The organism is Bacteroides sp. (assembly GCF_019417265.1).
GTDB lineage: Bacteria > Bacteroidota > Bacteroidia > Bacteroidales > Bacteroidaceae > Phocaeicola.
Window position 1 is genome coordinate 1 of the sequence record NZ_DXVR01000089.1, and the last position, 11,801, is coordinate 11,801.

At 39.5% G+C, this 11,801-nt stretch carries 11 protein-coding genes; 5 read left to right on the top strand and 6 right to left on the bottom strand.

The annotated features are described in order from the left end of the window. From QZ379_RS10235 to QZ379_RS10250, 4 genes are all read left to right on the top strand, one after another. The coding region (locus tag QZ379_RS10235; RefSeq protein ID WP_291564099.1) for a 50S ribosomal protein L27 at positions 1-106 on the top strand (106 nt) is incomplete at its 5' end. 165 nt (positions 107-271) lie between these two features. After that, complete coding sequence (locus tag QZ379_RS10240; protein ID WP_291564070.1) at positions 272-937, top strand: hypothetical protein; 666 nt, start codon at positions 272-274, stop codon at positions 935-937. Positions 938-1,151: 214 nt separating this feature from the next. Further along, on the top strand, positions 1,152-2,504 hold the full coding sequence (locus QZ379_RS10245) for an MATE family efflux transporter (RefSeq protein WP_291564073.1): 1,353 nt from the start codon (positions 1,152-1,154) through the stop codon (positions 2,502-2,504). 64 nt (positions 2,505-2,568) lie between these two features. Further along, on the top strand, positions 2,569-3,198 hold the full coding sequence (locus QZ379_RS10250) for an AAA family ATPase (protein ID WP_291564076.1): 630 nt from the start codon (positions 2,569-2,571) through the stop codon (positions 3,196-3,198). A gap of 134 nt (positions 3,199-3,332) precedes the next feature. Here the strand turns inward: QZ379_RS10250 and QZ379_RS10255 are convergent, their stop codons facing one another. The 6 genes from QZ379_RS10255 to QZ379_RS10280 form a co-directional block, all read right to left on the bottom strand. Beyond that, positions 3,333-4,121 carry a DUF1961 family protein gene (locus tag QZ379_RS10255; protein ID WP_291564079.1) on the bottom strand — a complete coding sequence of 263 codons (789 nt, stop codon included), beginning with the start codon at positions 4,119-4,121 and terminating at the stop codon, positions 3,333-3,335. Between the two features lie 20 nt (positions 4,122-4,141). Further along, positions 4,142-5,494, bottom strand: a complete 1,353-nt coding sequence (locus tag QZ379_RS10260) for a sulfatase-like hydrolase/transferase (protein ID WP_291564082.1) — start codon at positions 5,492-5,494, stop codon at positions 4,142-4,144. Between the two features lie 107 nt (positions 5,495-5,601). After that, positions 5,602-7,167 carry a DUF4955 domain-containing protein gene (locus QZ379_RS10265; protein ID WP_291564085.1) on the bottom strand — a complete coding sequence of 522 codons (1,566 nt, stop codon included), beginning with the start codon at positions 7,165-7,167 and terminating at the stop codon, positions 5,602-5,604. Between the two features lie 3 nt (positions 7,168-7,170). After that, the gene (locus tag QZ379_RS10270; RefSeq protein ID WP_291564088.1) at positions 7,171-8,721 is read right to left on the bottom strand and encodes a sulfatase; all 1,551 of its coding nucleotides are present in this window, start codon (positions 8,719-8,721) and stop codon (positions 7,171-7,173) included. Between the two features lie 204 nt (positions 8,722-8,925). After that, the gene (locus QZ379_RS10275; RefSeq protein ID WP_291564090.1) at positions 8,926-10,410 is read right to left on the bottom strand and encodes a chondroitinase-B domain-containing protein; all 1,485 of its coding nucleotides are present in this window, start codon (positions 10,408-10,410) and stop codon (positions 8,926-8,928) included. A gap of 142 nt (positions 10,411-10,552) precedes the next feature. Next, a complete protein-coding gene (locus QZ379_RS10280) occupies positions 10,553-10,879 on the bottom strand; it encodes a transposase (RefSeq protein ID WP_291564093.1) in 327 nt (108 codons plus the stop codon). Between QZ379_RS10280 and QZ379_RS10285 the strand changes: the two genes are divergently transcribed. Further along, the coding region (locus QZ379_RS10285; protein WP_291564096.1) for a chondroitinase-B domain-containing protein at positions 10,859-11,801 on the top strand (943 nt) is incomplete at its 3' end. The genes QZ379_RS10280 and QZ379_RS10285 overlap by 21 nt on opposite strands.

Below are 11,801 nucleotides of genomic sequence, written 5' to 3' on the forward strand. Positions count from 1 at the left end.
GGGTAGCGATCATACTCTTTACGCATTGGTAGATGGTACAGTATGTTTCAAGAAGGGTCGTGAAAACAAGAGCTTTGTTTCTGTTATCCCTTGTGCTGAAGCATAATCTACAATCATTAAAGGTATTAAAAGCTGTCTTAACGAAGACAGCTTTTTTTGTATCCATAAAAAAAGAGTGAAATCCATCCTATTTTCATTAAAAAACAAATGTATAAATTACAGTATAATAAGATTATAACTATATTTGAAAACAAACAACAACTCCATAGTGATGAAATCGTTATACCTTGTAATATTATTTGCTTTACTGCCGGTTATATGTATGTCGCAAACCAATGAGTCGACTGTATATGAAAACGATTCTGTTCTTGACAAATCATCGGAAACAGATGTTGAAACCTTTTCCGCCACAAACACAGACTCGTTAAGTACACCGCTTGTAGCACCGATAATGCAGACGGGGATGTATCCGTCGTTCAGCATGTACGGAATCAGTCCGTTCTCTTATAATTACACCGGCTGGGAACTCCATAAAGGATTCAATGCCTCATTAGGGATGCACGTCACATTCAGTCCCTCCAAATATGCTCCTTCAGGAGTAGGATTCGGACAGGATGCAGCATTCATGTATGCAGTACCTGTAAACAGCAGATTCAGTGTGGCAGCAGGATTGTACGCCACAAACATGAACTGGGGCTTCATCAACTATAGGAATATAGGAATAGCAGGTGTTGCCGCATTCAAGCTTAACGATAAAATAACATTATACGGTTATGGCAACAAATCACTGATGCCACAACGCTCTCCGATGTACTATCCGCTACCGGACTTCTCGCCGGATAAATTTGGAGGAATGATAAACTTCAAGATAGGCGAAAGTTCGTCCATCAGCTTTGGAGTGGAAGGCATAAAAGGCTATGGGCCATACTACCGGTAATACAATATAACCGTATATTTTTGGGTGCCGACGATAGTGGGCAGCATTGCTGACGATAGTGGGCAGCATTGCCGACTATAGTGGGCAGCACTGCCGACGATGGTCGGCACCAAAAAACGTCAGGGTGTCAGCATCACCCGAACAATGAAATCATATCACAACATAGAACCAAAAGTCTTGATTATAGACTAAATAGAGATATTTAATAAACGATATGTCACAAAAAGTAACTGCAACTGAACTTGGAACCGAACCTATCGGTAAACTTCTTATGCAATATGCCGTACCTGCCATTATCGCTATGACGGCATCATCACTCTACAATATGGTAGACAGTATCTTCATCGGTCACGGTGTAGGTCCGATGGCCATTTCCGGTCTTGCCATAACTTTCCCTCTTATGAACCTTGCCGCAGCCTTCGGCTCACTTGTAGGCGTGGGTGCATCGACACTCGTTTCCGTCAAACTTGGACAGAAAGATTATGCATCGGCACAGAACATACTCGGAAATGTAGTTTCTTTGAATGTCATCGTTGGTATATTGTTTACGATAATCACCCTTATCTTCCTCGACCCGATATTGTATTTCTTCGGAGCAAGCGAGGCAACCATTCCTTATGCGCGCGATTATATGGTTATTATCCTGTTGGGAAATACCATTACGCATCTCTATCTCGGACTGAATTCTGTTCTCCGCTCGGCAGGCCATCCGCAGAAAGCTATGCTTGCAACCATACTTACTGTCATTATCAACACCATACTCGACCCTCTGTTCATCTACGGTTTCGACATGGGGATAAAAGGAGCAGCAATAGCAACAATACTGGCTCAGATAATATCACTGGTATGGCTTATTAAGATATTCAGCAAAAAGAATGAGCTTCTGCATTTCAAAAGAGGCATCTACCGCCTTCATGGGAACTTGGTTTCAAACATAATAGGTATCGGTATGGCTCCGTTCCTTATGAATCTTGCATCGTGCTTCATAGTCATCCTCATCAACAAAGGTCTGAAACTCTACGACGGCGACCTTGCCATAGGTGCATTCGGTATAGTAAACAGAATTGTGTTCCTGTTCGTAATGATTGTAATGGGACTCAACCAGGGTATGCAGCCTATAGCCGGATATAACTTCGGAGCACAGCAGTACCATCGCGTAAACCATGTAATGAAACTGACAGTCGTTGCAGCTACAATAACCACTACCTCAGGCTTTATTGTCGGTGAGTTCATGCCAAGACTGGCAGTATCGGCTTTCACCACCGATGAAACTCTGATAAACCTCTCAGCCAACGGATTGAGAATAGTAGTGATGTTCTTCCCTATCATAGGTTTCCAGATGGTTACATCCAACTTCTTCCAGAGCATCGGTATGGCACGGAAGGCTATCATTCTGTCACTGAGCCGTCAGGTTCTTATACTTATCCCGTGTCTGTTTATTCTCCCGTTGTTTTTCGGTTCGCACGGAGTATGGATAAGCATGCCTATATCCGATATTACTGCAAGTGTAATGGCTGCAATAATGCTTTACAGGCAATTCGATAAATTCAGGAAACATACCGCCTGAGTTATTTTGAATTTTAATTCATAAGAATTATATTTGTAGACAGACATTTTAAAATCTTACAACCATGAAAGATAATTTTGTAATAAACCTCGGACGTCAGTTAGGTAGCGGCGGAAGAGAAATTGGCGAGAAATTGGCAAAAGAACTAAATATAGCTTTCTATGACAAGGAACTGATAAACATTGCTTCAAAAGAAAGCGGACTATGCCGAGAGTTCTTTGAACAGGCAGATGAGAAAGCATCAAAGACTATTCTCGGAGGATTGTTCGGTTCAAGATTTCCTTTCCTTACTGAAGGAGCATATCCGTACAATTCATATCTGAGCAATGACTCTCTGTTTAAGATTCAAAGCGATGTTATTAGAGATTTGGCCGAGAAACAGTCATGCCTTTTCGTAGGAAGATGTGCGGACTATATACTCCGCGACCATCCGCGATGTGCCAACGTGTTTATATCATCTTCACCCGAAGCAAGAATAGAAAGGCTGATGTCTACTCTTGAGATCTCAGCAGAAGAGGCAGAAGAACTTATGGAGAAGGCAGACAAGAAACGTTCGTCATACTATAATTACTACAGTTACAAGACATGGGGAGCCGCTGCAACGTATCACCTCTGTGTGGACTCTTCAGTTCTCGGCATTGACGGCACTGTGGAATTTGTCAAAGAATTCGTAACCAAGAAACTCGAACTTTAAAACTACCGACAAATCATACAAACATTATAACAGTCAACCAAAATCAGAAAAAGACAACATTAAATGGCGTTCAAACGCTGTTTAAACAGTGTTTAAACAGCGTTTGAACGCCATTTAATATTCATTTACAGCTATTATTTTATACTGTAAACCTTGAAATTGGCATATCTCGAATTACGGGTGAACATCTGCCTGAGCCCTATCCTACCCTTAGTTATAGCCGGGGCTGAAGAACCGTCAAAATAGAAAGTTTCATTTCTTCCGTCGCCTGTCACATTCATATAAAGCTGATCGCCATATTTTATCACCTTGATATGATATGTCACTCCTATCCTGAACAATCCGGTATTGTAGTATTCCGGTTTCAGGTCTGTTCCCTGGAGATTGTTTCCGGGAATATATCTGCGTCCTCTGATGTATTCGTCCTTGTTTTCCGAAGGTACTCCCGTGACAGCATAACTGATATGGTAAGTGTTCATGTTCTTGAAATACACATCCATTGCAGGAATATTGCGCAAATGATTCCATTTGCTTATGTCTTCAGCATATTCACCTGTGCCGGGACCTGTCGCCTGAATATAAAGGATATTCACAAAATAATACTTTGATGAATCCAGTCTTGTAAAATCGTATTCTATCATTATATTACCTTCAAACTCCTTCTTTGTCCACAAGACAGTGTGATGTGCATCATTGTAAGCCTCATCGCCGGCATATACCTCAAGCCCACCATTGCGGTGTACAGCCTTGGCTATATCTCCGTCCTTAAACCACTGTTTCTGCCAGTCTTTCTTGAAGGAGTCCTCAAAAACCAACTTCATGTCTTTAGAAGCAAGTTCTTGGAATTCATTATAATACTTTTCTGACTGTGCAAATACTCCAACATGGAGTAACATACCTATCAATAGAAATAATATTCTCATCTGACTTTATAAATATATACTTAAAATCCCGGAACAAGATTCAATCCGGCACGTATCTGCTTTGTTTTATGCTGTTTCATCCAGTCGTTAAGCAAAGCTCTGTGTCGATTTAGTTCCGCTTCGTATTTCTTTTCCACTGCAAGGTTACGCATTTCACCACGGTCGGCATTCATGTCGAACAACTGCTCGCGGTAACGTCCCTTGTCGTACATCACATATTTGAAATCCTTTGTTCTCAAAGCCCATCCTCTCGTGTTTCCGCCTTTATCAAAAAGAGTCTCTGTTACTACAAAGTCCTGATGTTCCGCGTTTACATCACAACTCTCTACAAGTTTCCTGTACGAATATCCCGGCAATCCTTCCGGCATATCTATTCCTGCCCATTCGCATACGGAAGCAAAAAAATCCACACCATTGTTCACCAACTGAGGCAATTCCTTTCCGGCATTATTCTTTCCAGGAAGAACCACTATCATCGGAATATTAATGACTTCTTCATAAAGAGCCGATTTCTGATTCCACTGATGTGCTCCCATTCCGTCACCATGGTCGCTGGTAAATATGATGACCGTATTTTTCCACAATCCGTTGCGGTCTATTGCATCAACAAGCTTGCCAATCTCCGCATCTACATGCTCCACTAATCTGAAATAAGCGTTTCTGTATCTGCGCCAGTCGTCAGGAGTATAGTTTGAAGTAGGATAAGCACTAAAGTTCAAGCTTTTCTCATACTTTATTGCATCTGCATCATACGGATTACGTTCATAATTGAGAGGCAATCCAGGACAATCGGCAATATCAGCCTGTGGAGTCTCTGCAAAAGGCAAATTTTGCTGACGTGCATACTCACACACATTATGCGGATTATCGAATGAAGCAACCAAAAAGAAAGGTGACTTATGTTTTGAATCAAGATATTCTACGCACGATTCCGCCAGTCCGAAGTCATTATGGTCATGAATATTCTTAAAACCGAACTCATTGTCAGGGATAGAAGATGTATGTACGTGCCACTTACCGGCATACACACAGTCATATCCTGCATTGCTCATCAGTACACCAAGACTTTGTTTCTTAAGATTCTCCGGCATAGGGTCACCGTTACTCGGCATACCTATCTCGTGAGCGAAACATCCTGTAAACATAGATGCTCTTGAAGGTCCGCTCAGAGGAGTGGAACAATAGGCATTACGGAACATCACTCCGGCCTCAGCCAGACGGTCCATATTAGGAGTGTGCAAATCCTTGTTTCCCATACAGCTCATAGCAGTAGCTGTCTGCTGGTCGGTCATAATGTAAATAATGTTAGGTCTGTCGGCAGCCTGAATTACTGCAGGGGCAATGATGCCACCAAATATCATTAGTCTGTTCATAATTTGTATATAATTAATTTATATGTGCCAAAAATAGACATTAAAACAGAATTCTACTTACACAACTCAACAAAAAACTTTTAAAATTGTGCAGTAAAGAATAAAAATCACTTTTTCAAGTCTAAAATCCATTCCGGAAGTTTGCCAAGTCTAAGTTCAAGCTGTGCCTCATACAGGGACTCCGGATTTACAGACTTTCCATTACTTTCTTCATATTTCACTTGTGACTTTTCAAATGTAGTACCTGCTCCATGAAAACCGACTATTATAGGAGGCAGGAATTTCCAGAAATTTGAATCACTCGCCCAGAAATCAAAGTTTTCAGTTCCTTCATCTGTTTCTTTATAATTCCAAAATACCAAATCATTAAGATGATTAGGATTACTACCTACAGCACCTCCTGCACGTCCACGCATCATACCACCTTCGCATGCATCAATAAGCGAAGCTCTCGGCTGACTGGCATGTGATTCAAAACAGCTGTTAGCGTTCGTCCTCACTCTCCAAAGTACTGTCCCCATAGAAGGTTTTGAAAATCCTACAGAATGCCATTGAGCAGGTTGGTCATCGATTTTCCCTAAAAACACCCTTGACGAACCTTGAGCTCTAATAGCAGAATGCCCTGTGTTTCCTGTTATCACACAATCTATCACAGAAACATTTGCACAAGAAATAACACTTAAAGCTTCGCTTATATCAGTAAAACGACATCTTCTCACCCATGAATTTACCGCATTATTTATCTTCAAAGGCTTCCATCCTCCATCATGCAACCAATTCTTATGATGTTTAAATTTCTCTTTCCAGTTTCCTACAAATGCAATATCCTCAATTCCTATTTCCTCTATCATCGGATAAGTTCTTACAGACCATTCCCAGCTTTTATCAATGGCATGCATTAATGGTTCTTTCAGTGTTATAACATTTCCGGAAACTTTAACCACTTGATGATAATCATCTATCATCACACCTTCCGTAAGGATTTGTTTCCATTTTTCTTCAACCTTATATGGTTTTAACTCCTCCGCAATCACTTCCGGATTATTATTTCTCACATAAAGTCTTATCCAATCACCTTCTTTAATACCATCCGACGATGCTACAGTAATCTGAAAAGAGCCGCGCTTGGAGCCTGCTACTATATCTGTTAACTTACTATCCTTCTGTTTTCCATCAAAAGAAATAAGACAAGGAGATGAATATAGTTTTTTAGGATTCTTAGCAGGGTTTGGAAACTCCATGAACAACTCTGTACCACCTTCCCCACTACCTTCACCACGAATTACTATATTACTTCCTGAAATCTTGATTTCCTCGTTTGGGTCATTTTCAGCACGCAAATCGTATCTTCCTTTAGGAAAATATATTATTCCCGAACCATTTTTCTCAGCCGCTTTTATAGCCTTCTGGAAAGCCGCTCTGTCAGACTTTCCATCATTCGCTATTGCACCAAAATCACATACATTGAATATCTTATGTTCCACTTCAGGTATTCCCACCTCACCATGTTTATAACCTGCAAATGAGAAATCGAGCAATAAAGATTCTGCACCGGTCTTTTGAGCATTGACAAACTCATTCCATATTTTACAATCATTTTTTTCAAGCCCTTCACCAAAAACAGATGAAGCCATAAGAATACCAATAGATAATGCTATAGACTTTGTATTCATTTTTTAATAATTAATAAGTTCTTTATTCTTTTTATTATCACACCATCTGTCATTAGCTTTAATAAGCCATTTGCCAAGTTCATCTTTAAGCATTTTTTTATCCGATGCCGGAATATCCTTAAATGAAAGTTTCTTCATTTGATACGGATCAGACTCTATGTCATACAGTTCATATGTACCATCCGCACTAACTACATAGGTATATTTATATGTACGAACTCCCTTTGCTTTATCATTTAGGTAAAGAGCCGATTTCGGTTTCGGACATTTTTTAAAATCACCGGAAACTATTCCATCAGAATAATCATATCCTGCTACAGTTTCTGGAATACTCTTTTCCAGTCCCATCAATCCAAGCATGGTAGGCATTATATCTACCGACCCCATCATAAGATTCTCTACACGATGTTCCAACACTCCGGGATAACTTATTATATAAGGAACCAAAAAAGATTCATCATAAATTTTATTCTTACCGGTCAGTCCATGACTACCCATCATTTCCCCATGGTCGGAAGTAAAGACAACTATTGTATTATCCGCTTCACCTATTTCCTCTAAAACATCAAGTACACGTCCCACTTCTTCATCCACCATTTTCACCAATGTAAAATATATACGGGCATTCAGCTCAATATTTTTCTTCTTGGCCTTTCCTTCTTTATTTACAAGTTTAACATTATCACGTACAAGCAGTTCATCGACAGGCATATTTTTATAATACTCATTAAATACCTCGATATCGCAATCCTCAAGTTTGTTATATGGCGGATGCGGTGGGTTTATAGACCAAATAATACTGAACGGTTTACCTTCACATCTTTCACCACTCTCATTTTTCAGATATTTTATAACGATATCCGCTTCATGAGTAGCAGTAAATCCATCATGAACTTTCACTTCTCCATCCTTCTTGCCATCCACAAGTTCAGGACGATTAGAATATGTATATGAAGTATAATGACTCTTTATACCCTGGAACCAGTATTTGTTGCTGTGACGACTCTTACCTTCAGGAATGTAAGTGTCATAAACATTCATCACATTACCTCCCGGAGATTCTTTAGTTCCAACATAATTCATATCTTTATCAAACAAAGCTTCTGTCCTATGCCAATGCGTTTTTCCAACGTATGCTGTTTCATATCCATTCTTTGCCAATACGTCTGTCAGACACTCTATGTCATGTTTCAATTCTGTTGTTCTGGATATATGACAGTTGTTCTCTATACCATTCGCACGCGGGTACATTCCGGACATAAGCATTCCCCTGTGAGGACTACTTACAGGGTATGTACTGCAAACATTATTGAACAGGATTCCCTTCTTAGCCAATTTGTCCAAATTCGGTGTTGAAACAGGATCTCCCACTGTACTCAGAGCCTTCCTGTATTCAGGATTACTCCAGATACTGAGTGCATGCATACGATACTGGTCCGGAAAGATGTAAAGGAGATTAGGTCTCTTTACCGCTTCGTGGTTTTCTTCTTTTGCAGTGGAATTAAGAGCCATTCCACAGGTACAAGCTAATAGTAAAAGTTTTTTCTGATACATGGTTTATTTAAAATTATTGTTGCATATCTGCAAAAATAAAGATTGAAACAATTAATATATTTCAATTCAATACAATTACAGTATAATTTTGTACTATTAATTAGAAAAAGAATATGCAAAACCATTAATAAAAACAATGCAAAATCAAAAATACGTAATAAAATGCCTACATTCGTATTTTTGTGATTTATTATAATTATAGAACTATTTTGATGCTGTTTGTCTCTTGAATACACCCGTATCAAAATAATTTCCCGGAAACTTTTCACACCATGCAGGTCCCACATCAGTGCCTTTCAAAGGTTTTAAATCGAGAGGCTTGCTCAAAATTTCTACAAAATCAAGATTTATACCTTCGATACTGGTATACGGAAGAATACTTTTTAAAGTGCTCTTGTCTATTCCAATAGGTACAACACCTTTAGTCCAGCCATCGTTTGATGACAAGACTTTGTTATCATATCCATAATAGACATTATCCTTCCATATCTGTTTAGAAGAATTACCATTCACCTCTGCCCATATCTTAGCCCCAACCTTTCTGGAAGAAATAAAATTATTTACGAAATTAATATTATAAGGAAGTTCCAATTTCTCACCGTAAACCTCCTTTCGGCGTTCATAGAGTGGAGCAAAATGAAACACTGCTCCATTCACATTCTCGAAAGTATTGCTCACCATAGCTATATTGAATGCCAAAGCGTGTTCAGAAGCCTTGGAACCACAATTAAAATAAATACCTGCATTTCCCCTGCTTTTGAGCGTACGTGAAAGCGAAACATAATTATTACCTATAATATGGTCGCTTCCCCACACGTACATTGCTCCATAATCATGCTTGTTATCAGTTCCGAGGAAGATATTGTTCAGTGCCACCTGATGGTCACCATGTCGGAAATTCAAAGTACCCTGACAGTTCAATATAGTATTTGCATAAAACACGTTCTCCATTGACTTACTCGTCACTATTTCAGGTTCCGAATCCTGTCTCTCAAATAAATTATGGTCAATAAGACAGCGTCCATAATCCTTGCGCCAATACCCAATCCTTATACCTCCCCCGGCATTTCCTTTCTTTGGAGGATTTGAGAAATAACAATAGCTCACACGGTGATACATTGGTTTGCCTGGCTCTCCGTCCAATATCTTTTTTGGAGTATTATTAAAGTTGATGACCTGATCCAAAGTTGTTTTCTCTATAAATGCGCAATGATGGATATAGCAATATTGTGGCACACGTCCGTTCTCATCCAGTGAGGTTGTGATATAAGCCGAATTAGCATTGTCAAAATCATAAAACATACACTCGGACACTTCACAATGGTCAGCATATACAGCTACCAATCCGGGGCCATGACTTTTCCATATTTTTGTATCTCTTGCACCATCCTTAAAATATACTCCGGTTAAAACATTATAATCACCGCGCAATTCCACCCTTACATCTCCTATAAAAAACACCTTTCCGGGATTTTTAGCCTTAATTACAATATTTTCCTTGGAAGAGCCATTAGTCCTGACTATAAGTTTCACGTCATTATAAACCCCATCTTCCATAATAATTGTAGTACCCTCAACAGCCTCAGCAACAGCCATTTCCAGACTTCCAGTATCTTTTACATTCTTAACAGTTGCAGCCAAAGTCACTGTAGAAACCATGACAAACAGCATAATTACAAAATTTCTCATAAATATAATTTTAGATTCAACATTTTTCATACTGCAAATTAATCCATCAAACACATTATATTATTTCAAACAGATACAAATTCATTACAAAATAGTACGTATAACTATTATATGATAAGTAAGTCGTAAAAATTAATTTATACTAAGCCGCATGGGCAAAATTGATATTGAGTTGAGATCCAAGTGCTGCCAAAGCACGGTTGGTTGCATAGAGCAGGGAATCTGTGGAGCAATAATCCGCAGGTCTGAGCCATTTGCCTTTGAGGATTCTCCAGAGCGTCTCGGCGATATTCAGATGTGGACTGTACGGTGGGAGGAAGAAGAGATACAATCCACGTTTCTCCCATATCGGACGGAGTTCCCGCATAAGTTTGCATCTGTGGACGCTTGCATTGTCAAGGACAATAAAAGTGTTTTTACGGATACATCGGACGATTTTAAATATGCCATGTATCACCGTATAGACCATTGTTATTTCCCCACACCTTTCAAACTGACGGCCAACACCGGTTCGGCTATGCGTATCGGGCTCGGCCAGTTGGGATATGGAAGATGTCTGATAGACAACAATCTGTTTGAACGCCAGGACGGGGAAGTGGAACTCATAGAGAACAAAAGTCATGAGAATGTGTATATCCACAACACTTTCCGCAATTGCCAGGCACAAATGAGTTTCAGACAGGGACATTCCACAATCTTCCTGCACAACATAATGGAAGCTACATACACCAAATATTTTTATGGCGGATTGGGTATGTGGATGGATGAACACATAGTGGCAGGAAACTATTTCTCATTCCCCAACGGCTCGTATGTTCCACTTGACAAAAAGATGAAACAACGCCAAGACCGACTGCCGGCGAGCGTAGTAAGATTCACTTGCGGATACAAGGATTTCATTCAGAAAGACAAAAGTTATGCAACACATCTCTCGGCACAAAACTCGATATTCGCCAACAATACTTTTTTCGACTGCAAGGATGAGCCTTTTGACCTCTCATACGAAGAGAGCAAATTGCCACAAATGAACGGATATCCGGCTTCGCGTCCTTATGGTAATACGATAAAAAACAACACCTTTGCCTATACAGGAAAAAAAGCAGACAGAATATACGCCAATCCGAACGATGAGGATTTCAAACTGAACACAATAGAGAACAACATTGTCTATACTAAAGAAAATATATCAGAAAATCCAAATACGATATTCACGATACGGCATAAATCTTTGGAAACTGTTTCAAAATGGATGGATAAAATATTTGGCCATTTGAGGTATGACATTAATAAGCTCGCAAACAGCCGTATAGCAGAGATAAAAGAAGAAAATGGCAACATTAACCCAAGTTTGATGGTAAATTTATGCTTTTCTTTGCTACTCAGTATTTTGC

Excerpts from the sequence above, each read along its gene's own strand:
- QZ379_RS10270 (WP_291564088.1), bottom strand. The coding sequence starts at position 8,721 with ATGTATCAGAAAAAACTTTTACTATTAGCTTGTACCTGTGGAATGGCT.
- QZ379_RS10260 (WP_291564082.1), bottom strand. The coding sequence starts at position 5,494 with ATGAACAGACTAATGATATTTGGTGGCATCATTGCCCCTGCAGTAATT.
- QZ379_RS10240 (WP_291564070.1), top strand. The coding sequence starts at position 272 with ATGAAATCGTTATACCTTGTAATATTATTTGCTTTACTGCCGGTTATA.
- QZ379_RS10275 (WP_291564090.1), bottom strand. The coding sequence starts at position 10,410 with ATGAGAAATTTTGTAATTATGCTGTTTGTCATGGTTTCTACAGTGACT.
- QZ379_RS10250 (WP_291564076.1), top strand. The coding sequence starts at position 2,569 with ATGAAAGATAATTTTGTAATAAACCTCGGACGTCAGTTAGGTAGCGGC.
- QZ379_RS10255 (WP_291564079.1), bottom strand. The coding sequence starts at position 4,121 with ATGAGAATATTATTTCTATTGATAGGTATGTTACTCCATGTTGGAGTA.
- QZ379_RS10245 (WP_291564073.1), top strand. The coding sequence starts at position 1,152 with ATGTCACAAAAAGTAACTGCAACTGAACTTGGAACCGAACCTATCGGT.
- QZ379_RS10265 (WP_291564085.1), bottom strand. The coding sequence starts at position 7,167 with ATGAATACAAAGTCTATAGCATTATCTATTGGTATTCTTATGGCTTCA.
- QZ379_RS10280 (WP_291564093.1), bottom strand. The coding sequence starts at position 10,879 with ATGGTCTATACGGTGATACATGGCATATTTAAAATCGTCCGATGTATC.